29 protein-coding genes are annotated in these 26,743 nt (G+C 36.4%); 1 reads left to right on the top strand and 28 read right to left on the bottom strand.

Translation table 11 applies throughout. The annotated features are described in order from the left end of the window. Positions 1–6 precede the first annotated feature (6 nt). The 13 genes from MHB53_RS00980 to MHB53_RS00920 form a co-directional block, all read right to left on the bottom strand. On the bottom strand, positions 7–1,206 hold the full coding sequence (locus MHB53_RS00980; protein ID WP_340915109.1) for a pyridoxal phosphate-dependent aminotransferase: 1,200 nt from the start codon (positions 1,204–1,206) through the stop codon (positions 7–9). Positions 1,207–1,224: 18 nt separating this feature from the next. Then, complete coding sequence (locus MHB53_RS00975; RefSeq protein ID WP_340915107.1) at positions 1,225–1,701, bottom strand: cell wall elongation regulator TseB-like domain-containing protein; 477 nt, start codon at positions 1,699–1,701, stop codon at positions 1,225–1,227. A 13-nt stretch (positions 1,702–1,714) separates the two neighbouring features. After that, entirely contained in the window at positions 1,715–1,870 is a 156-nt protein-coding gene (locus MHB53_RS00970) for a hypothetical protein (protein ID WP_340915105.1), read from the bottom strand. Between the two features lie 230 nt (positions 1,871–2,100). Beyond that, complete coding sequence (gene dinG / locus MHB53_RS00965) at positions 2,101–4,902, bottom strand: ATP-dependent DNA helicase DinG (protein WP_340915103.1); 2,802 nt, start codon at positions 4,900–4,902, stop codon at positions 2,101–2,103. 376 nt (positions 4,903–5,278) lie between these two features. Beyond that, positions 5,279–5,665, bottom strand: a complete 387-nt coding sequence (panD, locus tag MHB53_RS00960) for an aspartate 1-decarboxylase (RefSeq protein ID WP_340915102.1) — start codon at positions 5,663–5,665, stop codon at positions 5,279–5,281. Continuing rightward, complete coding sequence (gene panC, locus MHB53_RS00955) at positions 5,650–6,525, bottom strand: pantoate--beta-alanine ligase (protein WP_340915101.1); 876 nt, start codon at positions 6,523–6,525, stop codon at positions 5,650–5,652. The genes panD and panC overlap by 16 nt, the downstream gene beginning before the upstream one ends. A gap of 1 nt (position 6,526) precedes the next feature. Continuing rightward, entirely contained in the window at positions 6,527–7,363 is an 837-nt protein-coding gene (gene panB / locus MHB53_RS00950) for a 3-methyl-2-oxobutanoate hydroxymethyltransferase (protein ID WP_340924382.1), read from the bottom strand. A gap of 251 nt (positions 7,364–7,614) precedes the next feature. After that, a complete protein-coding gene (locus tag MHB53_RS00945; RefSeq protein WP_340915100.1) occupies positions 7,615–8,598 on the bottom strand; it encodes a biotin--[acetyl-CoA-carboxylase] ligase in 984 nt (327 codons plus the stop codon). Beyond that, positions 8,583–9,776: a CCA tRNA nucleotidyltransferase gene (locus MHB53_RS00940; RefSeq protein WP_340915098.1), complete on the bottom strand. Its 1,194-nt coding sequence runs from the start codon at positions 9,774–9,776 to the stop codon at positions 8,583–8,585. The genes MHB53_RS00945 and MHB53_RS00940 overlap by 16 nt, the downstream gene beginning before the upstream one ends. Then, positions 9,776–10,921, bottom strand: coding sequence for an N-acetyl-alpha-D-glucosaminyl L-malate synthase BshA (bshA, locus tag MHB53_RS00935; RefSeq protein WP_340915095.1), 1,146 nt, complete (start codon positions 10,919–10,921; stop codon positions 9,776–9,778). Before bshA ends, MHB53_RS00940 begins: the two co-directional genes overlap by 1 nt. Continuing rightward, complete coding sequence (gene bshB1 / locus MHB53_RS00930; protein ID WP_340915093.1) at positions 10,918–11,637, bottom strand: bacillithiol biosynthesis deacetylase BshB1; 720 nt, start codon at positions 11,635–11,637, stop codon at positions 10,918–10,920. The genes bshA and bshB1 overlap by 4 nt, the downstream gene beginning before the upstream one ends. 18 nt (positions 11,638–11,655) lie before the next feature. Then, positions 11,656–12,459, bottom strand: a complete 804-nt coding sequence (gene dapB / locus MHB53_RS00925) for a 4-hydroxy-tetrahydrodipicolinate reductase (protein ID WP_340915092.1) — start codon at positions 12,457–12,459, stop codon at positions 11,656–11,658. A 1-nt stretch (position 12,460) separates the two neighbouring features. Further along, positions 12,461–12,817: a nucleotide pyrophosphohydrolase gene (locus tag MHB53_RS00920; protein ID WP_445661385.1), complete on the bottom strand. Its 357-nt coding sequence runs from the start codon at positions 12,815–12,817 to the stop codon at positions 12,461–12,463. A 150-nt stretch (positions 12,818–12,967) separates the two neighbouring features. On the opposite strand from MHB53_RS00920, the gene MHB53_RS00915 reads away from it, so the two are divergent. After that, positions 12,968–13,843, top strand: coding sequence for a YitT family protein (locus MHB53_RS00915; protein WP_340915088.1), 876 nt, complete (start codon positions 12,968–12,970; stop codon positions 13,841–13,843). Between the two features lie 127 nt (positions 13,844–13,970). Here the strand turns inward: MHB53_RS00915 and MHB53_RS00910 are convergent, their stop codons facing one another. The 15 genes from MHB53_RS00910 to MHB53_RS00840 form a co-directional block, all read right to left on the bottom strand. Further along, positions 13,971–14,654 carry a zinc metallopeptidase gene (locus tag MHB53_RS00910; protein ID WP_340915086.1) on the bottom strand — a complete coding sequence of 228 codons (684 nt, stop codon included), beginning with the start codon at positions 14,652–14,654 and terminating at the stop codon, positions 13,971–13,973. Between the two features lie 56 nt (positions 14,655–14,710). Continuing rightward, entirely contained in the window at positions 14,711–15,496 is a 786-nt protein-coding gene (gene ypjB, locus MHB53_RS00905; protein ID WP_340915084.1) for a sporulation protein YpjB, read from the bottom strand. 80 nt (positions 15,497–15,576) lie between these two features. After that, positions 15,577–16,170, bottom strand: a complete 594-nt coding sequence (locus MHB53_RS00900) for a DUF1405 domain-containing protein (protein ID WP_340915083.1) — start codon at positions 16,168–16,170, stop codon at positions 15,577–15,579. A 107-nt stretch (positions 16,171–16,277) separates the two neighbouring features. Next, on the bottom strand, positions 16,278–17,045 hold the full coding sequence (locus MHB53_RS00895; protein ID WP_340915081.1) for a menaquinol-cytochrome c reductase cytochrome b/c subunit: 768 nt from the start codon (positions 17,043–17,045) through the stop codon (positions 16,278–16,280). A gap of 59 nt (positions 17,046–17,104) precedes the next feature. Continuing rightward, positions 17,105–17,779, bottom strand: a complete 675-nt coding sequence (gene qcrB, locus MHB53_RS00890) for a menaquinol-cytochrome c reductase cytochrome b subunit (RefSeq protein ID WP_340915079.1) — start codon at positions 17,777–17,779, stop codon at positions 17,105–17,107. 14 nt (positions 17,780–17,793) lie between these two features. Beyond that, the gene (locus MHB53_RS00885; RefSeq protein ID WP_340915077.1) at positions 17,794–18,309 is read right to left on the bottom strand and encodes a QcrA and Rieske domain-containing protein; all 516 of its coding nucleotides are present in this window, start codon (positions 18,307–18,309) and stop codon (positions 17,794–17,796) included. Between the two features lie 150 nt (positions 18,310–18,459). Next, positions 18,460–18,918 carry a YpiF family protein gene (locus tag MHB53_RS00880; RefSeq protein WP_340915076.1) on the bottom strand — a complete coding sequence of 153 codons (459 nt, stop codon included), beginning with the start codon at positions 18,916–18,918 and terminating at the stop codon, positions 18,460–18,462. A 175-nt stretch (positions 18,919–19,093) separates the two neighbouring features. Further along, a complete protein-coding gene (locus MHB53_RS00875) occupies positions 19,094–19,639 on the bottom strand; it encodes a ReoY family proteolytic degradation factor (RefSeq protein ID WP_340915074.1) in 546 nt (181 codons plus the stop codon). A gap of 27 nt (positions 19,640–19,666) precedes the next feature. After that, positions 19,667–20,935 (bottom strand): tetratricopeptide repeat protein, encoded by a 1,269-nt coding sequence (locus MHB53_RS00870; RefSeq protein ID WP_340915072.1) that lies wholly within the window; start codon positions 20,933–20,935, stop codon positions 19,667–19,669. A 26-nt stretch (positions 20,936–20,961) separates the two neighbouring features. After that, positions 20,962–21,843: a hypothetical protein gene (locus tag MHB53_RS00865; protein WP_340915070.1), complete on the bottom strand. Its 882-nt coding sequence runs from the start codon at positions 21,841–21,843 to the stop codon at positions 20,962–20,964. Positions 21,844–21,966: 123 nt separating this feature from the next. Continuing rightward, complete coding sequence (gene aroB / locus MHB53_RS00860; protein ID WP_340915069.1) at positions 21,967–23,040, bottom strand: 3-dehydroquinate synthase; 1,074 nt, start codon at positions 23,038–23,040, stop codon at positions 21,967–21,969. A gap of 53 nt (positions 23,041–23,093) precedes the next feature. Continuing rightward, positions 23,094–23,882: a CheR family methyltransferase gene (locus MHB53_RS00855; RefSeq protein ID WP_340915068.1), complete on the bottom strand. Its 789-nt coding sequence runs from the start codon at positions 23,880–23,882 to the stop codon at positions 23,094–23,096. A 178-nt stretch (positions 23,883–24,060) separates the two neighbouring features. Further along, positions 24,061–24,507 carry a nucleoside-diphosphate kinase gene (gene ndk / locus MHB53_RS00850; protein ID WP_340915066.1) on the bottom strand — a complete coding sequence of 149 codons (447 nt, stop codon included), beginning with the start codon at positions 24,505–24,507 and terminating at the stop codon, positions 24,061–24,063. Between the two features lie 549 nt (positions 24,508–25,056). Further along, a complete protein-coding gene (gene hepT, locus MHB53_RS00845; protein ID WP_340915065.1) occupies positions 25,057–26,019 on the bottom strand; it encodes a heptaprenyl diphosphate synthase component II in 963 nt (320 codons plus the stop codon). Positions 26,020–26,037: 18 nt separating this feature from the next. Then, the gene (locus MHB53_RS00840) at positions 26,038–26,742 is read right to left on the bottom strand and encodes a demethylmenaquinone methyltransferase (protein WP_340915064.1); all 705 of its coding nucleotides are present in this window, start codon (positions 26,740–26,742) and stop codon (positions 26,038–26,040) included. Position 26,743 lies beyond the last annotated feature (1 nt).

The following is a 26,743-nucleotide window of genomic DNA, read 5'->3' as shown; positions in this document are numbered from 1 at the left end:
AGTGAATTAATTATTAGTGTGCATTTTTTTATCAATAAATGCGTTAATCCGATCTACTGCTTCTTCTAAAAGCTCTAATGAAACTGCATAGGAAAGACGGATATTATCAGGAGATCCAAAGCTAGAACCCGGTATAACAGCAACGAGCGCTTCTTCAAGCAATGCTGTAACAAAATCATCAACCTGAGCATATCCTGCCATTTTTGCCGCATTTTTTACATTTGGATAAAGATAAAACGCTCCTTGTGGTTTTATACAGCTAATACCTGGTATAGCAATTAATTTATCATAAATGATGTTTAGTCTTTCTTCAAATGCTTGTCTCATTACTTCTACTGTATCTTGCGTACCTTGGTACGCTTCAATAGCCCCAAACTGAGATGGCGTTGTTGGATTTGATGTAGAATGACTTGCAAGATCTGTCATCGCAGCAATAATTGTTTGATTGCCAACCGCATAGCCAATTCTCCACCCCGTCATAGAATGGGATTTCGATACCCCATTAATAATAATCGTTAAATCCTTCAATTCCGGTGATAACTCGGCGATGGAAATATGCTTATTTTGCCCGTATACGAGTTTTTCATATATTTCATCTGAAACGATACATAGATTATTTTTAATACATACTTCACCTATTGCCAGCAATTCTTCTTTAGAATAAATCATACCTGATGGGTTGCTTGGCGAATTAATAATAATTGCTTTTGTCTTTGGAGTGATCGCTGCTTCTAGCTGTTTTGCGTTTATTTTAAAATGTTGCTCTTCTGTTCCTTCAACATAGACAGGATTACCGCCAGCGAGTTTGACCTGTTCAGGATAGCTTACCCAGTATGGGGTCGGAATAATAACTTCATCACCATCATCTAATAATACTTGAAAAAGTGTATATAAGGCATGCTTTGCACCATTTGCAATTATGACTTGCGCATTTGTATATTCAAGATTTTGATCACGTTTTAATTTATCAACAACTGCTTTTTTTAAGGTTGGTAATCCAGCAGATGGCGTATATTTTGTCATGCCATCTTGCATAGAGCGATATGCTGCTTGTATGATATTTTCTGGTGTGTTGAAATCTGGTTCTCCAGCACCAAGTCCAATCACATCAAGCCCTTTTGCCTTTAATTCTTTTGCTTTTGCTGTAATTGCTAAAGTGGATGACGGCGTTAGTGCTTTCACTCTGTTCGCTAAAGTAATTGTCATATAAATCCCTGCCCTTTTTTATAAATTATCAATCTTTCTCCACCATTTTCCAGTGTCGAAATGAATGTAATAATAGTTTAAGTTTGATTTATCATCTAAATAAGCAAGCTCCCAAATAGGCAGGTCTTGCTCCATACCAAGTCGAACTCCGAGAATTTCTTTTGGATTTTCTTCAGTAAAAAGCTTTTTTACTGCATCTTGTTCTGATATGCCATCTGATAATTTCTTAATTACAATGTCTTGTTTTTTATTTTCGGGTACCCAAACAGCAAGCTGTTCACCCGCCTTGTTTTTTCCGATAATTGTATGGTAGGTATTAGAACCATTGTATAAGTAGTAGTCATCGACCGAAACAATATCCGCTTCTTTTATTGCTCTTTTTTCTGCAGTGTTCCTGTCATTAGTAAGCGGTGCTCTTGCCTTACTATAAACTATGACAGATACAACAGCCATTATTAGAACGATAGAGGAGATAAGTAAAATCCATTTTTTCATATCCATATATCCTTTATGGACAATTAATCGCGAAAATCAATGAATTTGGTTTATTTCGATTGAATACTGAATCGAAAATTAGATTTTCACTTTTAATTGTTCTCCTTGACGCATCATTTACATAAAACATTGTACTTACTGTAGATAAAGACCCTACTCGTTTTACCATTTGCTTCCTCCCCAGTACAACAAAAATTGTCATTAGTAACAGCTGATTTTCAGGTAATACTACTTTTAATGATCCGCAAAATTACTTTCTCATTATATCAGCATTTTAAATACAACATGAGAAATTGCGTTTCCAAAATATATCTGGCCCACAAGCTTGGAACGCTGCAATTAACTTGCCGCGTTCCCTATTTTTGATTGAGCGACGGACCTACTCACAAACATAGACCCTTAGAGCCACTTTTCTATTGTTGTAATGATTTCTTTTAACGGCCCTCTTTGGATAGGAATACTTGGCAAAGACTTAAGAAATGCTTGACCATATGCACTCGTATCAATACGTCTATCCATTACAATAACAATTCCACGGTCGGTTTCCGTTCTAATTAATCTTCCAAATCCTTGTTTAAAACGGATAACAGCTTCTGGCAATGAGTATTCAGAAAATGGATTCTTACCATTTTTCTTTAATGCTTCATTTCTGGCTGCTGTTATTGGTTCATGTGGTGGCGAAAATGGCAGCCTCACGATTACTAAACAAGTCAAATCTTTTCCAGGAATATCAACACCTTCCCAAAAACTACTTGTTCCAAATAGAATAGCTTTATTAAATTGTTGAAAGCTTTTCGTTAAACGCGTCCGACTCCCTGATGTAACACCTTGCGCTAACAATATAAAATCATCCAGCGTACCGCTATCTTTGATTAAATTATATGTTTTTCTTAGCATGTCATAAGACGTAAATAATACGAGCATTCGCCCATCTGTCGCACAAGCAATGGCAGCTAAATGACCAGAAATGGCTTCAATATAATTATCATTACTTGTTGATCGAATTTCTGGCAGATCCGTTGGTATCATTAATTTAGCCATCTTATCATATGCAAACGGTGAAGGTATCTTTGATTGAATAGGTAGCGTTTCGTCAAGGCCTACTTCTCGTAGAAAAAACGAAAATGAGTGATCCACTGTAAGCGTAGCTGAAGTCATCACAACACATTTCTTTTTGGAAAAGAAGTGTTTAGCTAAATATGCTCCAGGATTTTCAGGCTCGGAATACATACCAACACTATTCGGTAATGTTCTTACATCTCCTTCAATCCAGTTTACATCTTGTAATATAGGCTTAAGTATTAATGATTTTATTTTTCCACCGAAAGCGATCCATTCCAACATAAAGCTATTTGCTTCTTCAACGAAAGCTCTGTCTGCAATCGGAATTTCTTTTTGGTTTTTAATTAGCTCGAGACGCATCTCTAATCCTTGGCGAATTTCCCGATAAAAATCAAGCAATCGCTCCGCACACATCGTTAATGATTGCCAATTTCTTTCTTGTCTTATTTCTTGTGTGACACGTACTTGATGTTTAGATACTCTATTTGATTGATTACGATCATTTTGGATAACCCATTTACTTAATAACATAAAGAAGTCATCTATTTCAGCATCCAATTGCAAAACAAAATTGTCAAATTCAGCAGTAGAAACCTTTGGAACAAGCTGCCGGTGTTGAATAATTCTTTCAATCTTTGCAAATAATTGATTTTTATCAAAAGTGCCAATATTATTTAAAAGAAATTTACAAGCATTGTATTCTAACTTTTCTCCTAAGCATTTACTTGCTGCTTTAATGAAATTATGAGCTTCATCAATAATAATAAAATCAGAATCAGGAAGTAAATTTTTCTCTTGTTCTATATCCACTAATAACATGGAATGATTTGTAATTACTATATCTGCTTGAAGCGCAAGTTGTCTCGCATACATGTAAAAGTCGCGTGAAATCCATGGATCTTTTTCTTTTTGTAAAAACCAACCATCATGTCTCATTCTTGTTTTAAAATGTTTCCCACCACTTGAAAAGTTTAATTCATCCATGTCACCAGTTTCTGTTTGAATGAGCCAAACAAGTATTTGCATTTTCGTCAAGATATTATCATATGAATTATCCATATCCGTAAGTGACTGCTCAAACTTCAACATATTTAAATAATTGCTTCTACCTTTTAGGACGGAAACACTGAAAGGAAATGGGATGATATGTGTAAGTCTCTTTATTTCATTATTTAATAGTTGATCTTGCATTTGCAGTGTAAAGGTACTAATGATTATTGGTTGCTGATGATCAACAGCATAATATAATGCGGGAATTAAATATGCTAACGATTTACCTATCCCTGTACCTGCTTCAACAACAGCATGTTTTTCTTCAGAAAGCGCCTCAAATACTGTATCCATCATTTGCATCTGCCCATCGCGTTTTTCATATCCATTTACGAAAGACATTAATAATTGTTGTTTTTCTTCCTGGCTGGAGGGAAATTCAATATGTATCTTCGGATCGGTTGGAAATGGTTGCACTTTTTTCTTTAGTGCAATCCCTCTATATACCTCTAACTCCTTTGGTAAATCTTCCATTTTCCTTCTTTTTTCTTTCGTAATAGTATGAAATAATTTAGCTATATCACTTTTTAAAAAATGAGCTAAATCTGTCAATTTCTCTATTGTAATGAGTGGTAGTTCTCTTGTTTTTTCGATCAGCATTAATAATAATTCAGAAGTTACTAGTGCATCACTGTCAGCTTGATGTGGATTTTCATGTTCAAATCCAAGCATCTCCGATAAATCGGATAGTTTATAACTAGTTGCAATTGGCATTAGTACCTTACATAATTCAACAGTATCAACAGACTCGGTGACCCACTGTCGATAACCAGCCGCATTTAATTCACTCTTTAAAAAGCTAAGATCAAAAGGTACATTATGCGCAACAAAAATAGAATCAACTAATAAACGATGGATCACATCAGCGATTTCAGTAAAAGCGGGCGCATCTTTTAACATATCATCATTAATCCCAGTTAGTTCTCCAATAAAAGTCGGGATAGATATTCCTGGATTAACGAAAGATGTATATTGATCCACAATTTTATAATCTTCTACAGTTACAGCGGAAATCTGAATGATTCGATCTCCCTTTTCATAGCTATTTCCGGTCGTTTCTAAATCTACAACGACAAATTTTCGTGACACATCATTCACACCTTTTAAAAGGTAATCAGCAAAGTCCGAAATAATTGATGATTATCATATTTCTACACTTATTTAATCGCCTATTAGTAACAATACTCTATATTATATTCTCCACGTAATTGTATCATGAATTGCATACTTGATAAACCAAATACGTAAGTGCTTTTCTAGTAAGTTTGTAAAAAATGCGTTTTTCTACCTCGTCATGTATCAAATCCATGCATTTACTTATGGAGTAACCGAAAAAATACCGATGAAAGAACTCTACGTGACACGCCCGATCCCCCTCGTCATATTTCGTGAATTATCGGTAACAGACACAAAATACACAAAACAAAAAAGAGAGGAGAAATCCCTCTCAATACTTGCTTATTGTTTAAAGATAAACCGTTGCTTCTGGTTCGTGATGAATGATTTCTTGAATCTTATTGTCTGCATTCATTAAGGCGACTTTCGGTTTATGGGTGGGGATACTTTCTTCTGGGACTAGTGCGTAAGAAATAATTATGACGATATCTCCTGGTTGAACTAGTCTGGCAGCAGCTCCGTTGAGACAAATCACTCCTGAGTCTCTTTCACCTTCAATGATATATGTTTCTAAACGTGCACCGTTATTATTATTAACAATTTGTACTTTTTCATTAGCAACCATTCCAACTGCTTCTAATATTGCTTGATCGATTGTAATACTACCAACATAATCAAGATTAGCCTCAGTAACTGTTGCTCTATGAATTTTAGCATTCATCATTGTGCGGAACATGATGTAGCCTCCTTATTTACAGTTAAAATGATGTTATCAATTAATCGAGCTTTAGAGAATTTCACAGCAATTGCTACAATCATTTTCCCGTGTAATCTGCTTTGATAACTTAACTGTGGATACGATAATACTTCTATATAATCTAATATACCATCCGTATTTCCATCTACATGTTCCTTTACAATTTGGATAATTATATTAGGATCTCTTTCGCCATTTTGGACAGCTTTTTCCGCTTTCCGTAAGCTTCGATAAAGTTCTGGCGCTTGCTGACGTTCAAGATCATTTAAATACACGTTCCGCGAACTTTTAGCTAAACCATCCTGTTCTCTTACCGTTTCTACTGCGATTATCTTAATTGGAAAATTGAAATCTTCAATTATGCTTTCAACCACCGCTGTTTGCTGGGCATCCTTTATACCGAAGAAAACGTGATTAGGCAAGATGATATTGAATAATTTAACTAGTACAGTAGCAACGCCGTTAAAATGGCCAGGTCTGCTTCTACCACATAAAACATTCGTACGATTCATCACTTCTAATTTCATAGACATATCATTTGGATACATTTCTGCCGTATCAGGAGTAAACAGAAAGTCCACTCCTGCTTTTTCTGCAAGTTCCTTATCGCTTTCAAGATCACGCGGATATGCATCCAAATCTTCATTTGGACCAAATTGAAGCGGATTAACAAAAATACTCACCACTGTTATATCATTTGTTCGTACTGCATTTTTGATTAGTTGAAGATGACCATCATGCAGATAACCCATCGTTGGAACAAAACCAATCGTCTTCCCTTGTTTTTTCAGCTCTAGCACTGATTGCTGCATATTGGTCTTTGATGTAATGATTTTCACACTATTTTCCCCCATATAATAATGCAAGTTCTTCTTCTGCCATCGTAAACGAGTGCTTATCTTCCGGGAACCTACCTGATTTCACTTCTTCGACGTAAGAACGAAGTCCGGTTTCCACTACTGCATTCACATCTCCATACTTTTTCACGAATTTCGGTACGCGACTTACTCCAAATGTAAGTAAATCATTATATACTAGTACCTGGCCATCTACACCAGAACCTGCTCCAATTCCAATCGTTGGAATTGTCAGATGAGCAGAAACCTCTTGTGCTAGTTGCTTGGGAATACACTCCAGCACTATTGCAAATGCCCCAGCTTCTTCACATTTTATTGCTTCTTCAATTAATAATGACGCTGATTCAGCTGTTTTCCCCTGTACTTTATAACCACCAAGCACTCCCGCTGTCTGTGGTGTGAGACCTAAATGAGCGACAACAGGTACACCAGCGACTGTTAGCTTTTTAATCGTGTTGATTACAACATCTTCTCCGCCTTCCACTTTAACAGCGTGGCAGCCACCTTCTTGCATAAGGGACCTTGCTGCTTTCATCGCTTCCTCATCACTGATGTGATAAGTCATAAATGGTAGATCTGTTACGATAAAAGTATTAGTCGCTCCCCTTTTGGCAGCTTTCGTGTGATGAACCATATCCGCTATCGTTACCGGCACAGTTGAGTCATAGCCTAAAACAACCATTCCAAGCGAATCTCCAACAAGGATCATATCTATTCCCGATTGTTCAGCAAGCTTAGCCTGAGGGTAATCATAAGCTGTAACTACGGCAATCTTTTCTCCATTGACCTTCATGTTAATAAAATCCGTTGTACTCTTCATCACGAAACATCCTCCTTTTTCTTACAGAGGGGACGAACGTAATCGAGTGTTAGAAAGTAAATCACATAATAAAAAGGAGTCTTTACCATTTAGGCAGAAGGACTCCTTTGATCATTTCACTCGTTTCGGCCCTCTGTCCCAGTCCAATATGGATCAAGGCAGATTAATTTATAGTTAAAAAAAGTTTTATTGCAAGGTGCAGTTCCTTAGATACTGCCCAACAAAATTATAACAAACATTTTAAGGGATTCCTATGATTTAATTTCAATATCTGCAGAATATATATAATGAATTTTACCATTATCGTCTTCAACCTTCAGAACGCCTTCTTCGGTAATTCCAAGCGCTTTTCCAGCTATCTCACCGGTAATGGTTCGAGCAATGATTGATTTTCCAATGCTCATTACATAACTTTCCCAAATTACTTTTAATGGCCCAAAACCTTTTTCAACATATAATTGATAATATTTTTCAAAATTTTTCAATATATATTGCAGAAGTACTACTCTTGATACTTTCCCTCCATTTTCTATAGCTAACGAAGTTGCAATTTTTCTGACATCCTCTGGAAAGTCGATTGTTTCTTGATTTACATTCAGACCAATACCAATGATGATGAAATTTATTTTATCTGCTTCAGCTTGAAGCTCAGTTAGGATTCCTGTCATTTTTTTACCTTTAAATAAAATATCATTCGGCCATTTTATTTCTGGTTCAATTCCTGTAGCTTCCTCTATTGCTCGTGCAACTGCAATCGCAGTAATTAATGTAAACTGTGGTGCTTTATCAGGTGAAAGATTTGGCCTTAATACCAAACTCATCCATATCCCTTTATGCTTTGAAGAATGCCATTGTCTAGCCATTCTTCCTCTACCATTTGTTTGCTCTTCGGCGATGATAATCATTCCTTCAGGAGCACCATTTCTAGCCTCTTCATTCGCCTTCGTTTGCGTTGAATCGATCGTATCAAAATGGAGAATATTCCGGCCAAGGACTTTTGTTTCTAAGCCCATTAAAATCTCATTTTCCGAAAGTCTATCTGGCTTTGTAATTATTCTATATCCTTTTTTTCTAATTGCTTCTATTTCAAAACCAGTCTTGCGCAGCTCTTCGATCTGCTTCCAAATAGCGGTTCGCGAACATCCGATCAAATCCGCTAGAGCTTGTCCCGATATAAATTCATAATCGGCCCGGGATAGAGCTGATATCAATTGTTTTTTTACGGAAGCAGACATGTTTCTATCCACCTTTTAATATCTTCTTTATTATTTTTAACTTTGGATGTTAAAATTGCCTTTTCCAAATCGATCAAAAGCTCCTTCATCCATGGACCACCTTTCCTTCCAGTCCAATCTAATATATCTTTTCCAGATATAACAATCTGCTCACGTGATAGTATCGATAGTCTCTTGAATTTAGCGTTTAGCGTTAACGCAACATGCTCACATTTCTTTCGATGTATTGTCTGATACACTTTTTCCACTATACAAGCGATATTTTCTCCAGCGCTATATAATTCATACGATGTCCAATCATGTTTCAAACGAATTTCCAGCATATGTAATGACCGAATCAGTAACTGAATTTTTTTAGCTGGTAACTTCCATTTTTTTAATAAAGAAATAGGTTCATCTGCATTGGTTAAATATAAAAATAATAACCACATCTCTGTTTCTTTTAGCTGTTCAATTGGGAGCGATAATCCTTCAAGAAGTACTTGTTTCAGATTAAATATAGATGGTAAATATTGATAAATCCTCGTTTTCAATGCTATCTCAAGCGCTTTTCTTTTGTCTTTTCCATCTAAGAGTTTTTGCATTTCAGCCGAAATTCTTTCTACAGCGATGCGGTCCAGCAAATTGGCATGCTTTGATATTGCTATTTCTGTGTTTTGTTCCAAATCAAATCCAAGCTGACTTACGAACCTGATTGCTCTCATTAACCGTAGCGCATCTTCTCTAAACCTATTATCCGCTTTGCCTACTGTTTCAATCATATTCGCCTTTAATGCCAATTTCCCATCAAAGGGATCCACTATATTCCAAGTTCCATCCATTGCGATTGCATTCATCGTAAAATCACGGCGCTGTAAATCTTCAAACAAGGAGCGAATAAATGTAACAGAATCTGGATGTCTGAAGTCTTTATATTCGGATTCAGATCTATATGTAGTTACTTCAAAACTTTCACCTTTGAATAAAATTAGAATCGTGCCATGTTCAATCCCAACATCAACTGTCTGGGAAAATATTTCCTTAAGCTCCTCGGGAGTAGCTGATGTAGCTATGTCTACATCATGGACATCACGTCCCAAGATATAATCCCTGACAGCTCCCCCGACAAAATATGCTTCATAACCAGCTTCTTCTATCGCTTGAATTACAGGTAATGCGGCTAAAAAGTATTTATTCATTATAGAACCTCATAATTACTAGTAGATAAAAGACTATGATATAAATCTTCATATTCAGAGATAATTAACTCAGATTTGAACTTTTCCTTTGACGTTAAACTTGCATTGATAGAAAGTTGTTTTAATAAAGGCTCATTTTGCAATAGCTCAATAGCCCTTTCTGCTATTTGTTCAATATTTCCTAATTCGCAGAGATACCCATTATAGTTATCTGTAATAACCTCCGGAATACCACCAATATTTGTACCAATACACGGAACACCACACGCCATTGCTTCTAGAGCAACTAAGCCAAAGCTTTCCTTTTCAGATAGTAAAAGCATCAAATCACTAATTGAATATAATGCTTCCAAGTGATCCTGCCTACCGAGAAAAAGCACTTTTTCTTCAATATCCAACGCTTTTACTAATTTGCAAAGGCCTGTTTTTTCAGGACCATCACCAACTAATAATAATTTCGCTGGCATATGCTTTGCAATTCGTGCAAATGCGGAAACAACATCGCGGACTCTTTTCACCTGCCGAAAGTTTGATACATGTATCAGCACTTTTTCTTCAGGACTAATACCATATGCTGCTTTTAAGTCTGTTTCATCTATTCTTCGGTACACTTCTTCATCAATAAAATTATGAATAACTTGTAGCTGTTTATCTGGAGCTATAACTTCAATTGTCTCCCTACTTAATGCATGAGATACAGTGGTAACCGCATCAGACTTTTCAATACCGAACTTTATTGCTTCCGTAAGTGTTGGATCATTACCTAAAACAGTTATATCTGTACCATGCAAAGTAGTAACAATTTTCACATCAGTCCCAGCCATCTGTTTAGCTAAAATCGCACAAACTGCATGAGGAATAGCATAATGCACATGTAAAATATCAAGTTTTTCTCGTTTGATTACTTCAGCCATTTTACTAGCCAATGCAATATCATAGGGTGGATATTGAAAAACCGAATATTGATTTACGCTTACCTGATGGAAAAAAATATTATGATGTAAAACATTTAGACGAAAAGGGATATTTGATGTAATAAAGTGGATATCATGTCCTCTATCAGCTAAAAATTTACCTAGTTCCGTCGCAATAACACCTGAACCACCAACGGTTGGATAACATGTAATCCCTATTTTCATTTTCATATTTTATCTCCAAATAAGTTTTCATTTAATAGGATAGGTCTGTTTGTTTTAAAACCTTCGGCAAAACGTACCCCGGCATCCTTGCCGAAAACTTGCTCTCTAGCAATTACACTATCAATATATCCGTCTGTGAGCGGTGTCATTACTCCATCAGCTTCTAAGAGGAATTGGGACTGATATGCAGACAATGCCGACTTTTTTTGTTCAATAAAATTCGAGATGTCAACAACAAAGTCTGGACTAGTGTACCCATTAATTAAATATTGAAATAAATTTTGCGCTTTATACGATCGATAATTGCTTTCTTCTTGATTATATTTTTTTATTCCCGCGGAAAAATAAGCTTCACGAACTAATCTAGCACAATTACCATGATCGGGATGACGGTCTTCATGGTATGGCGCAAAAATTATCTTAGGCTGATACTTGCGTATGACTTCTGTTACCATACGAATATGCTTATCTGTCATGAACAAACCGCGATCAGGGATCTGAAGATTAATTCGTTCAGATACCCCTAACAAACTGGCTGCAAGTGCAGCTTCCTCTTTTCTTAGAGCAACAGATCCATTAGAAGATAAATCAGCTTCTGTTAATTCACAAATTACGATCTCTTTCCCCGCTTCCGTCCATTTCGCAATTGTCCCAGCCATCCCTATTTCTACATCGTCCGCATGGGCACCAAATGCGAGAACATCTATCTTTTGCTGCTCCATAATAACTCCTCCACCCTTTTAATCCAAAATGTGCTCCAATCCATATACAAGTGTCTCTAATGACATAATCGTTTCTACTGATACTTTTACACCCGACATGAAAGAAGCCCTGTTATGTGAGTCATGTTGGATCTTTAATAATTGTCCATCAGCCCCAAATAAAACTTGTTGATGAGCAATTAGTCCGGGAAGTCTTACACTGTGTATGCGCATCCCTTCGAAATCCGCTCCTCTTGCACCTGGAATCGTCTCTTTTTCATTTTCATGTCCTTGCTTAAAGCTATCTCTACTATTGGCAATCATTTCTGCTGTTTTAACAGCCGTCCCAGAAGGTGCATCTAATTTTTGATCATGATGCAGCTCAATAATTTCTACATTTTGAAAATACTTTGCTGCCATTTGTGAGAATTTCATCATTAATATCGCGCCAATAGCAAAGTTTGGGGCAATAATACAGCCTAAGCCTTTAGACTCCGCTAGTTCAGTTAACTCTTTTATCTCTTCTTTCGTAAATCCTGTTGTACCAACCACAGGACGAACGCCATGTAATAATGCTGTTTTAGTATGCAAATAACCCGTCTCAGGAATAGTTAAATCAATTAATACATCTGCTTCTACTTGTTGGAAACATTCCACTACATTTGAATAAATTGGAGCATCAGATCCTGCAAAACCTTCCAAATCATTAAGCCTCATGCCATCATTCTTCCGATCTAGTACAGCTACAAGTTCAAAATTGGCTGTGTCTTGTACAAGTTTCACCGCTTCTTTCCCCATTCGTCCACGTGGTCCTGCTACGACGATTTTAATGATATTTGTCATATTACTCACCTTCCCCTTTCTTTGTCCAGCGATCTTTATCTCGACTATTAAACTTTTCCATCACATGATCATGTGCAGTTTGTAAATCAATGCCAAGCGAATTTGCAAAACAAATCATCACAAATAAGACGTCACCTAATTCTTCTTCAATGGATTTATCCGTTTCAGATGACTTTTTTGGTTTTTCACCATAATGATGGTTAATTTCGCGAGCCAATTCTCCCATTTCTTCGGTTAATCTTGCAACCATTGCTAGTGGACTAAAATAACCTTCTTTAAACTGACCTATATAAGCATCTACTTCATTTTGTAATTGTTGTATTGTCTTTTGTTCGCTCAAATTTATCACATCCCCCATTATGTTAACTAATTCTTTTTTTTAATACAAATATAAATGCTTATTTCTTGTCTTAAAGCTTCCACTTTAGTGTTAATGTTGCACGCGTCAATCAATATTGTTTATAATGAATAGGCTTTATATCAAAAAATTCCCAATGGAGGAGATACGGTGAATTTAGGATTAAGATTTAAAAATATCTTTTTTATCCAGCTCGGTGCAGCCATATTTTCTTTCGGGCTCGTTCATTTTAATATGCAAAATAATTTAGCTGAAGGTGGATTCACGGGAATAACATTATTGTTATATTTTATATTTAACTTCGATCCATCCATCTCAAACTTAGTGTTAAATATTCCCCTTTTCCTTATTGGCTGGAAATTACTTGGTAAAAAGTCTTTCGCATACACAGTGATTGGAACAGTATCTGTTTCTATCTTTTTATTTATTTTTCAAAGATATCAAATAAATATCCCACTCAATGGAGATTTATTCCTTGCCGCACTTTTTGCGGGGGTTTTTATCGGTATTGGCCTGGGTATCACTTTTCGCTTTGGCGGCACGACTGGTGGAGTCGACATTATTGCTCGCCTGCTTCATAAATATAAAGGAATAAGTATGGGAAGAACAATGTTTATGTTTGATGCCGTTGTAATTACAATATCTTTACTTACATATTTAAACCACATGGAAGCCATGTACACACTTGTTGCTGTTTTTGTAGGTGCAAGAGTAGTGGATTTCATGCAAGAAGGAGCGTACGCCGCTAGAGGTGCATTGATCATTTCCGAAAATCACCATCAAGCGATTGCAGATGCAATTATGGAGGAAATGGAACGCGGTGTTACAGTTTTAAATGGCCGCGGATCTTACTCTAAACAAAACAAAGATGTTCTATATTGCGTCATTGGCAGAAATGAAATTGTCCGGATAAAAAAAATCATACATGCCATTGACCCACTAGCCTTTGTATCATTGATTGTTGTACATGACGTGATGGGTGAAGGTTTTACATTTGATGAAAATAAACTTCCATATGATGCATGATACACAGATGCATTGTGTACGCCAAATTAGGATGAAATGTTTTTTTATAAGTAAACCTAATTCGTTAAATTTCCTTATAGCATAAAGGAACACCGGGTAAAAAGTCTACACCCGGTGTTCCTTTGTATTAGTCGCGGTTACTATTTGTAAAAATTAAAATTAAACGAACAAGCTCAAGAACTGCCACAGCTGCTGCTGCAACATATGTCATTGCTGCTGCATTTAAAACCTTTTTTGCATCTCTTTCTTCTGAATTACTGATTAATCCAAGCGATACTACTTGATCCATCGCTCTTGATGAAGCATTAAATTCGACCGGCAGTGTAACAAGTTGAAACACTACCCCAGCAGCGAATAAAATAATTCCTATCAATAATAAGCTTGATGATAATGAACTTATGAAAAAGCCTAACATAATGAATACCCATGCCATTTTCGAGCTAATATTAGCGACTGGGACAAGTGCATGACGCAAACGTAATGCAGCGTAGCCTTCTTTATCTTGTATAGCATGTCCTACTTCATGAGCTGCAACTGCCGCACCCGCTATGGACGGATTATGATAGTTTGATGATGATAGATTCACCGTTTTCGACATTGGATTATAATGATCGCTTAATAATCCCGGTGTTTCTTTTACAGCCACATTTTGTAACCCATTGGCATCGAGAATCCTTCTTGCCACTTCAGCGCCACTAACCCCAGTAGTAGAAGCGACTTTTGAATATTTTTTATACGTGCTTTTGACTTTATATTGTGCATAAATCGGTACAATCATGATTATTGCCAAATATATTAAATAACTTCCCATTTTCAACCTCCATATCTTGGTGTTACTATCTATTTTATTTGATAGAGACTGTTTGGTCAACGATTAGGTTTTCTACTTTTCTTTGGATGTTTCTGTCCCCGATATTTTTTCCAACTCACATATGTGAGAGTTGTTACGATAATACTACTAGTCATAATGATAACCCACCAAACAGAAGGATCAATTTCATCTCGGTTTAATTGCCCAAAAAGTTTTTTTATATCTGATTCTACTTTATCAAGCTCTTGCGCCCAACCCTGTTCAGAAAACTTGGTACGGAACTTATCAAGATAAGTCATTTTCGAATCAAGCATTTGAACTTGTTCCACTGAAATATCTATTTTCAAACTTGGCTGGATAATCGAATATGTGCTTAGGAATTCATTTAGCGCTTGATTATATAAAACATTGTCGCCTTCTAATGCTGCACTTTTTACTTGTTTGAATGATTGTATGATTTGATTTTCCATTTCTAACCACATCGGTTGGTGCTTAGATATAACCGCATCTGTAGCAAGTCTGAATGCAAGTACTTTCTGTACTCTATCATCAGGGTTCATACTTACACTCGTAACTGCTTGTAAAGCCTCATCATGAGCAATAGTCAATACTCTTATCTCGTCGATCGTAAATGAGTTTTCAGAAATACCATGCTCCGCAAATAAAGTACCAAAACGGACAATCAACCCTTTAGCCTCCTCAAAACGCCCGAATCTAGTTAATTGTAAGGATTCATCCGCGAGCTGATCAAGCTCAGACATTGTTGTTACCGTTTTAGCTGCAACCGTTGAACCAGCAGTCAATAAACAAAACGATAGAAGGATTATTATCAGATGTTTCATTTCTTGTCCCTCCTCATACTACTTTTAAACTTTATGAGTGGTTGGACAAGAATAGACCAGATAATATCTGCTCGATTGTATTAATTTATATCTAGCTTTCCAATTCTATTTCTTCTTATAAAGAATACTGCCAATCCTATAGAAACAACGCTCAGCCAAAATGTAAAATACCCAATCTCCCTTACATACATTTCCAATCCAGAATATTTCGGATATTGCATATACACATAGTCAATTACATCATTGTGAAGGGTCCATATGGCAGCAACAATTACATGCCATACTTTCATTTTATAAAATGGAGCATACAGTAATCCTTGTAAAGCCATCGCACCATGCGAGGCGATTAACATGTATCCTTGCCATGAAAGGTCGCCCGTAACAGCGAGCACTAAGAAATTCATCACTACAGCCCAAACACCGTATTTAAATAAGGTAATCAAAGCTAAAGCTTCAATCAACCCCCAATTTTTACGTAATAAAAATGCGAGTAATACGAAGCAAAAAAATAAACTCGCTGTAGGGCTATCAGGAACAAATGGAATAAAATAAGTTGGTGTTCTTACTATTTGATCTTCATACCATACATATCCAAATATGGTACCGCCAACATTAATTAGCAATAGAAGCCAAAGAAAGCGCCGATCACCTAAAATAGCATAGATAAGATTCATAATTTCGGTAATAGCCTCCCAATTTAAAAAAAGCCGGCAAGAAGCCGGCTTTTTATTATTGTTTAGGGTAAGTCCCCGACGTTTCAGCATGTTGAAACGAATTCAATTTATTCACTTTTCAATTCTGCAAGATACTGAGCTAACTTTTCTAAGTCTTCATCAGATCCTTTATATTGTTCAGCCGGCATACTTCCAATTCCATTATGAGCAATATCTTTAATTTCTTCAGGCGTATGGTCCATATCGACCAATGCCGGAGCTGCTGCAGAACCCTCTAGATTTTCACCATGACAGTTAATACAGCTTTGACCAGCATAAACTTCATAACCTGCGTCTTCTTTATCCACTTCAAACGCTTGTGTAATTTTCCCTTGTTCTTTTGCCGCTTCCCAGTCGTGCATGTCTGCCGCTTCCCAAGTTAAGTAGAAAACTGCCGCAAATGCTAATAGCATAAATCCAGTAGCAAATGGACGTTTTGATGGTCGACGCTCAGGACCACGATCGATAAACGGCGCTAAAAGCAACCCACCAAAAGCAAGTCCAGGAATGATTGCTACACCAATAAGATTATATGGACCTGATGCAAATTGGTACTTTATTAATTGATAAAGAAATAAGAAATACCAGTCTGGCATCGGGATATATCCTGTCTCTGTTGGATCGGCAATACCTTCAAGCGGGGCAGGATGCGCTGCAGTTAAACATAAAAAACCAATAAGGAAAACAGCTCCAACTAACCACTCTCTTAGTAAAAAGTCCGGCCAGAAGGCTTCTGTTTTTCCTGGGTATTCGGAATAGTCTTTAGGAATATTCGGTCTACGCTCAGCAGATACCCGGGAATCCCCGACAAACTTCATTCCTTTTCCACGATGCATGATGTCCCCTCCTTTATATCCAATATCTATTCATGTTCATTTCAATAAATAAGCAATCCTTACATCGGCCCTGAAATACCTTGTCTGCGAATCATGACAAAGTGAGCGCCCATTAAGGCGAGCAATGCTGCAGGCAGGAAAAATACGTGAATTGCAAAGAAACGAGTTAAAGTTTGTGCACCCACTATTGTAGGATCTCCTGCTATTAATGTTTTCATTGGAATACCAACAAGTGGAATAGATTCAACGATATCCAATGTTACTTTTGTCGCAAATAACGCCTTCATATCCCACGGTAATAAGTAGCCTGTAAGTCCGAGTCCAAGCATAACGAAAAAGATAAGTACTCCGACGACCCAGTTTAGCTCACGAGGCTTCTTGTATGCTCCTTGGAAGAAGACACGCAGCGTATGTAAAAACATCATCACAATGACGAGGCTTGCTCCCCAGTGATGCATTCCGCGGACAATTTGACCGAATGCAACTTGATTTTGAAGATAATATACGGATTCCCAAGCGTTTTTAATATCAGGTACATAATACATGGTAAGAAACATACCTGATAGGATTTGGATAACTGTTACGAAGAACGTTAACCCGCCAAAACAGTATACAAACGCAGAGAAATGGTGTGCCGGGTTTACGTGCTCAGGCACTTCATGGTCTGCGATGTCCCTCCATATCGGCGTAATATCCATACGCTCATCAATCCAGTCGTACATTTTGTTCAGCAATGATTACGCCTCCTTTACTTCTTTCTTACGAATGGATTTTCTTCTGGTGTTCCCAACATCAAAAAGCCATCTTTTTCCTTCGTTGGATAAGCATCCAATGGTCCCCTTGGTGGTGTTCCCGGAACATTATTGCCATCCTTCGTGTAAAGACCCATATGACATGGACAGAAGAAGTGGTCAGGGTGCTTATCGCTACCTTGCCAGTTTACTGTACAGCCTAGATGCTTACAAATTGGTGAAAGCGCCACAATGTCGCCAGCATCATTTTTGTAAACCCAAGCCATTTGCGTAGTTTCTGCAGTGTGCCAGGCATCTACTTGTTCATATTTAAAATCAACACGAACTGGTTCTGCTGTAATATCAGCAATCTTCTTTTCAGTCATTTTGAAATCGCCACTTGCTTCAGCTGTTAAAACTGGATCAATTGCGAATCGAAGCATCGGCAAGGCCATACCGGCCGCCATAAAACCACCTACACCTGTAAGTGTATAGCTTAAAAATTGACGTCTTGTAACAGGATTCTTGCTCATCCTTTTCCCCCCTCTATCAGTAAGGTAAGTCCAACGGACAAATTTATGCACATAATAACAAACTAGGACATAATTATGATATATCAATATCTTATATAGGTCAATAATATACGAACGTAAACATTGTCAACAATGTGGCAGAATGGACATTTATATTGATGCTTGCCATCCTTCGATGATCTCAGCCATTATCTGTTTTAATTGTTCTTCCACTAATGAATGTTTTTGCACATCATCCATATGCTGTATAGGTACAGCCGGGACATGGATAAATGTATTATGGTCGTTTGTTTGAATGGGTATCCATCTTTTATCTGCTGTGATCAAAAAGATATATGTAAATCCATTTTCTTTCAGTTTCGAAACCCATTCATTTAGCAGATCGCTTGCTGCCTCAGGTTCTTCCAAATAAGTAAACGGAGGTAGAAATAACATTCTCCCCTTAAATTGCCGCTCTAATTGTTGGGATAATAATTGGATATATTCCCCCTGTTCGGCGGCATGTCTCATTTTAGTTCCAAACATAATAGGTAAAACAGGGATTACAGCTGTATCAATATATTCTTTTTCTTGAAAATATGTCTCAACATCCTTTGCGTTCCAATTCACTTTTTTCACCTCTTAACATTATAATCATAATGTTATATTACCATTCTCCCTAGTGAAAGACATATATTATTGCTTAATAAACCCAAGCAAATCATTTCTATTCTTTTATATCGAAAAAACTATTGTTAGTCCATCATAGTTACATTGAAAAATCCTTCTGTTGACCAGAAGGATTTTAAGCTTTCCTGAGTTTGTTTAATTCCATGGATAGCTTTTCGAATGTATCTTTATCACGGCAATCCAAAGCCTGATCAATCGCTTTTAATAATTTTTCCTCTTTATAAGTCAGTAAACTATGAGCAAGTAATTTTTCAGCATATACTTTATTTTTTTCATTTAAAAATAGATTTGTTTGAATAAATGGGTTTTCTTCTAATACTGCTGCATAGTGATGCGATAAATTAGCCGACCGAAAATTAATTTGGATATAAATTTCTTCTTCCCGATTTAACCGGATATCGTGAAAAGATTTTTCAGCATCGGTTGTCATAATATTGTCTTTGTAAAAGCGAAACGGGACATCTCTTGTACAATGTGTTGACATGATCAAGCCTCGTGGGCAACATTGTGCATCTTCCACAAAATGAACTTTTTCCATCAGTTTATCATGACTCATTAAATAATTTAGAATCCAAACTGATTCTCTTCTTTTTAGTTGGTACCGATTTAAAAACCATCGAATAAATTCTTTTTTCTCATTGACAGATACAGGGGTTGCCATCTACTTCCCTCCTCTGCAGTATTTGTATTAGTTTTCGTTTTCCTGGAGATTTTCAATCATTTCATTCCATTCATCATTTGCAGGTTCAAGTTTATAAAGCTGTTTGAATAACTTTAACGCCTCTGCCCTTTTCCCTTCTTCAATAAGGAAATAACCATAATCCACTAAGAAATCTCGATTATGTTTGCATTCATTATATGCAAGTTCATATTGTTTTAATGCCATATTGTATTGCTCTGTTTGTTGCAAACATATAGCCGCATCCCAATGAAACTGTGGATCCATACTGCCGTCTAACTCGAACATAGAGATTATCTCCAGCACATCTTCGTATCTTTCCTGATGTAACAAAAGTTTATTTAAATCAATTGCTGCAGCAGTAAATTCTGGGTCAAGTGCTAGTGCGTCGCGAAAGTACTTTTCTGCTTTGACTTCTTCTCCTTGCTTAAGTGCAAGATTGGCAGCGAACAAATGCAATTCTTTATTGAATTCATCCAATGCAATTCCTGCATCAATCGCATCTAATGCTTCTTGTATTTTTTCTAGGTGCTCATAAGACTTTGCCAAATATAAATATAGAGAATGATATTCGTGATCCATTTCTTTCAGCTGTTTAAACGCCTTAATCGCTTTATCATATAAACCTGCTTGATAGCTTGTTAATGCATATCCAAATAAAACGTTAATTTCCAAATGGTTATTTAAAGACGTTTCGTAATAGGATAAAGATTGTTCGAATGCGCCTCCAGCACTTAATGCTTCAGCCATCCGACCATGAATATCAATATTCATAAACTCTGTATGCCCTGTTTCTAAAAGTGATTTGAAATTTCTAGTTGCCTCCAAAAACCTCCCTTGAGACATATACAATTCAGCTAAAGCATAATCAATTACAGGTTCTTTATCTAATAAGTTTTTTGCTTGAAGTAGTTTTTGTTCACTTACTTCATACATGCCCTGCATTTGGTATAAATCCGCTTGAACAAGTAATGCTTGAGGAAAAAGCGGGTTATTACGATCAACCATTTCTAAATATTGAAATGCTTCATCCTCATTATTCATTTCTATTAATAGTTCTGCAAGTAAAATTTTCAATTCTGCTTCATCAGGATGTGTACGAAGTAATATTTCATATAATTCCTTCGTTTCGTCTAGAAAACCATAATCAAATAATTGTTGAGCAAGCATAAATTTTTCATCATCATTATTTTCCTTTTTTACTTTCTCAAATTGCAATGTCGCTTTTCCGAGATTTTGTTCCTCAATATACTTAATCATTAATTCCGCACTTCTCATACGTATTTCCCTTCCTATCCAGCTAACTATACAAAAAGAGCTGTTTGATTTATCATTATTTCATCACCAAATCCCGGCCGAAAAACAGCTTTATTATTAATAAAAATAAATTTCTCTTTTTGAACCGCAACGGCGAGTTTATCATAGTATAATGGCTCGTGATGTTCAACTTTGCTGTTTTTATAAAATAGGTTATAACTTATTTCGCTGCCTGATCGTAAAAATCCTCTTTTTGGATATAAACCAATTTTCTTTAAAGATAATTCATCTAAAGGTTTGTAGTGAGGTAATGGTTTTGGAAGATGATTTACCTTTTCTAAATCTAAAAGCTTAGACCAATATTTACAAATTTTCTTCTGATTACTCGCTTTCATATCGCCTGGAAACACGGGAATTAATAAAGGATTATAAGGAAATGACGCCTCCTTTAACCATCCCCACGGAAGAGTTTTTAATTCCTGTGGATCATTTATTTCAAGAAATATCATAGGAACTTTTGCTATTTTGCATTTCTTAATTAATGTCGTATTTATTTTAGGCGCGCGGATTCTGACTCCCAATACATAATCTACCGGGCTATTTAATAACGAAGTTCGCTTTTCACGTAGTTTATCTTCAAATTCATAGTCATAACTAATTGAAAAGTCGGTAACAATCGTTCCGCAACCTTTGGCAAGTATACAGTTTATACTATGGTCTTTAAAAGCGCTAAAAGAATCTATTGGTAAATTTGTGGCATACAGCACAAATGATGGGGTGAGAATAAAAGAACTTATATCCATTTTCATCGCTGAAAACATAGAAATATTGTCACCTATATAATTGAATTCTTTGTTTTTAACTAATATAGATGTGGTTCGTACCTTACATCCGTCCATCATGATTGCATTTTGAATGGCAAAATGCATATTTTCTCCCCCCTTTGCTATCATTAACTTTCTTTAGACAAGCTATGTTCATAAGGGGAGAATAATGCATGTTATCGATGTTTACTTAATTGCTATCTTTATACGGTTTGTTAAAAGTATTGTTTAACTTCGTTTAAAGTCCAAGTATATTTGTTCTATGACATTCTTTTCTACTTCTTTTAATTTAGGTCTTCCAATATCGGCCAAAAGTACGAAGCGTGGTTTGTTTCCTAAAGATTTTTTATCCCTTTGCATCGCTTGAAATGCTTGTTCAAAGTTTAAATTTTCCGGAAGTTTCGTATCATAGCCAAGCTTAGTAATCCACTCTACAAATTGCGCGATATCATATGTTAATCCAAGTTCATGCTTGCTTACATATAAAGCATAAACCATGCCAATCATTACAGCTTCTCCATGCGTATATTTGCCATATCCAGCCGTTGATTCAATAGCATGACCTAAAGTATGCCCAAAATTTAGTATAGCGCGTAAGCCGGTTTCTTTCTCATCTTCTGAAACAACGGCCGCTTTAATTTCAATTCCTCTACCGAGTATGTATACAAACATATCGTCTGTTATTTCTGTTAGGTTTGTTATATTTTCCATTAAATAGACTAATAATTGTGGATCTGCTATCAATGCATGTTTAACTACTTCAGCTAATCCAGATCTAACCTCTGATTCAGGCAATGTTTTCAAGAAATCTATATCATATATTACTGCTTCTGGCTGATGGAAAACGCCCACCATATTTTTTCCTAAAGAGAGATTAATAGCAGTCTTTCCACCTACGGCACTATCATGAGCTAAAATAGTTGTCGGAACTTGCAAGAAATCTATCCCGCGCATATATGTACCTGCGACAAATCCCGCAACATCCCCTACAACACCGCCACCAAATGCAATGATACATGAATTACGATCAATTCCATTTTCCAATGCAAATACTAGACACTCTTCATAAACCGAGAACTGCTTCGCACGTTCACCAGAAGGAACTTGATACACAACTGTTTTTATTTCATCCGGGAGATTTGCCATTAAGGTAGATAGATGCATAGGCCCCACTGTTTGATCGGTAATAATATACAATTGAGTATATTTTTTGTTTTCAAGCTGTTTTTCGATCAGTCGAATGGCACCTGACTGAATAAATACAGAATACTTTTTTGATGATGTATTAATTTTTACTTCCATTTGCTTCATTCCTTTCTATCATTAAGTGAAACTGCCATCATAGTTGAACTTCGTTAATCAACGAAGTTACTTGATTTACGATAAAAGAAAGTATCTTCCACCTCTAAACCATATTGAGCGGGATTGAATATTTGTTCTGTACTACCAACAAATAAAACCCCACCTTCTCTTAAAGAGTCGGCAAATTTTTTATACAGTTCATTTTTCGCCTCTTCTGTGAAGTAAATCAATACGTTTCTACAAACAATTAAATCATAATTGGAGTCAAATTGATCAGCAAGTAAATTAAGTTTCTTATATTTAACAGTTTGCTTTACTTCCGCAGAACACCGATAAAATGATCCCTCTTTTTGAAAATACTTATCTTTTATTGTTTTTGACATTTCTTGAAATGAGCGTTCAGGATAGATTCCTGTTTTCGCCGTATCGATAGCTATTTCATCGATATCTGTCGCCAAGATTGAAAATTCCTTTACCTGTTGTAATTCAGAAAGAATCATCGCAATCGTATATGGTTCCTCCCCAGTAGACGAAGCTGCACTCCATACTTTCAATCGCTTATTTTGTAGCAATAATCTAGGGAAAATTTTTTTCTCCAAAACTTCCCATCGTGCTTTATTTCGGAAAAACTCCGTAACATTTATTGTCATACGATCAAGAAACTCATCTAATAATGAGCTGTCTTTTAACATTCCCGAATAAAAGTCTCCAAAAGATACGAATCCTTTTTTTTGATAAAGCGATGTTAGTCTCCGTTTCATTTGTGCTTCTTTGTATAAAGATAAGTCGATCCCTGTTCTTTGTTTTATTTTAATGACAAAGTTTTCATAATCTATATCCATACATATTGTCCCCTATCAACCGGTACTATTATTTATTATACATGAATTTACTAGTATATTATCTTTAATTATATCGGCCAAATTATATGAGATTTTACTAATCAAATGGAATACATTCAAATCGTAATTCCTTATAAAATCAAGAAAACCGCTTGCTACTTGCAAGCGGTTACTGATTTTAATAAAGCCAAGTATTCATGTGCTTAGAGTATTCGACAAGCTCACCGTTCTTGAAAAATAAGCCAATCTCTCTTTCAGCACTCTCAGGTGAGTCTGAACCATGAATTATATTTCTATGTACAACAACACTATAATCCCCGCGTATTGTTCCTGGTGTAGCATCTACCGGGCTTGTTGAACCCATCATTTTTCTGGCCTCGGCTATTACATTTTCGCCCTGCCAAACCATCGCGAAAACAGGGCCTGAAGTAATGAAATTGACTAAATCAGTGAAAAAAGGCCGTTCTTTATGTTCACCATAATGTTTTTCAGCTAATTCATTTGAAATACTCATTAATTTCGCTCCAACAAGTTGGAAGCCTTTTTTCTCAAATCGTGAAACAATTTCTCCAATTAGCGCTCTTTGTACTCCATCTGGTTTTACCATTAAAAACGTTTTTTCCATCCGTGATCACTCCTGAAATTAGATCGACATAATACTTTCATATACCAAGAAAAGAATACCACTATTTTAATATTATGGCAATAAGGAAAAGCGAAAGCGCCCGTTAGCGACGTACAAACAAAATGGATCATCGGTTAAGATCGCCGTCCTGTGGCAACACCGATGTGACTCACATCGTGTGGGCCCGAGATAAAGGAAGCACGGTAAGCCACGAAAAGCGGAAGGCGCTCGTTCAGGGGTGACAAGCATAAGATAAAACGGTGAGAAGGTTAGGCTTTACCTTCTTGACGGATTGACTTATGACTCGAGCCCCTTTCGCCTAGAGCTAGACATGAAAGGCGAAAGCGTCCGTTAGCAACGTACAAACTGCGCCTACAGGATGTGGGTGTGTCGACGTTGTCACAGGACGCGACGGGTTTAGTCTAGGAACAACATTAATTCTGAGATAAAGGGAACATAAGGAGCCGAAAATGTATGTCGAGCACACAGTTTAATTGAATAAAAAAAGCGCTCCTAGGGCTTTTTTTGCCAAAGTTAGCGCTGTGCTGGCTAAAACTTTCGTTTTCCGATAAAATTAGCTATTTCCTGCAGTGCTTTTTTAGCCCGGTTTGCTGGGAGCTCATCAAGGATTGCAAGAGCTTTAGTTAAATAACGGAAACTGAGATCACGTGATTGATCAATTGCCCCTGACTTCTTAATCTTTGCAATAATCGCGGACATTTGTTCCTTGCTCGTATTTTCATTCACGTTCGAAATAATATCTTTTAAATATTGATCACCCATTGCATACAATGCAGGTAAAGTAATATTTCCCTGACGTAAATCTTCCCCAGCAGGTTTGCCAAGGTCTTTTTCTGATGCTGTAAAATCTAAAATATCATCTGTAATTTGATAAGACATACCAATAAAATAACCAAATCTATACAATTGCTTTTGTAAATGTGTGTCCACATCTGAGGATACGGCCCCTAATTCACAACTTACAGCAATGAGTAATGCGGTTTTTCTTTTAATTCTTCTTAAGTAATCACGCAATGTTTGATTAAATCTATATTTATCTTTTATCTGTTCAATTTCACCAATACAAACTTCGATGATCGTATTTGATAATATTTGATGGGCAGTGGGCTTCTTTATATTTGTCATATATTCAAGAGACCGGGCGAGTATATAATCTCCTGTATACATGGCAATTCTATCATTCCATTGATAATTAATTGTTGTAATTCCCCTGCGGAGCCTTGCATCGTCTATTACATCATCATGAACAAGTGATGCCATATGAATCAATTCTAAAGCGACGGCTACATTTTTCACTTTATGTATATCATAAGAACCGAACTTCGCTGAAAGCAGCACAAAAACAGGACGAATTCTCTTACCTCCTGCTTTTAATAGCTGTACTGATGCATCCCTCAGTAACTCAGTCTCTGAATAAATAGCGGTTTCTAGCTCCTGTTCTATTAAATCAAAATCACCTTTTAAGTTTGAGTTAAGTAATGATAGTTTCATTTTATTTCCACCCGGCTTTTATTTCTGTTTTATACCTATATGAGCCGCTGCTACACCGCCGCTAAAAGGTTTATAGATTACATTATCAAAACCTGTTTTCCAAAACATTTGAGCTAATTCATCCATCCCAGGGAAATCCAAAGCTGATTCTTGCAGCCATGAATATTCTTTATAACTTTTAGCAAAAACCTTCCCGAATAAAGGCATGATATATCGGAAATAAGTATAATAAAGCTGACGATAAACAGGTAGTGTCGGCTGCGATGTTTCCAAACAAACTGCCATACCTCCCGGCTTTAAAACACGATTCATTTCCATCAATACTTGTGTGTAATCGGGGACATTTCGTAGGCCAAATCCGATCGTTACGTAATCAAAAGTATCATCAGGAAAAGGAAGCTCCATCGCGTTTCCATGTATCAGCTCTATTTGTTGTAAATTTTCAAGATCTTTTTTCTCCTTGGCAATCTTCAACATATTTTGACTAAAATCTAAGCCAACCACTTTCCCATCATCACCAACACTTTTAGCGAGAGCAATCGTCCAATCACCTGTACCACAACATAAATCAAGTGCTTTATCGCCTTTTGAAACGGACATTTTTTTCATGGTGGCATTTCGCCATTTGATATGTTGCTGAAAACTGATAATTGTATTCATTTTATCGTAATTATCATAAATTTTTTCAAATACATTATGTACACGTTCTTCTTTAGATTGCATT

The sequence above is a fragment of the Bacillus sp. FSL K6-3431 genome, from assembly GCF_038002605.1.
Lineage (GTDB): Bacteria > Bacillota > Bacilli > Bacillales > Bacillaceae_C > Lederbergia.
The sequence above is the reverse complement of the archived record's forward strand: the minus strand, read 5'-3'. Positions and strand labels throughout refer to the sequence as shown.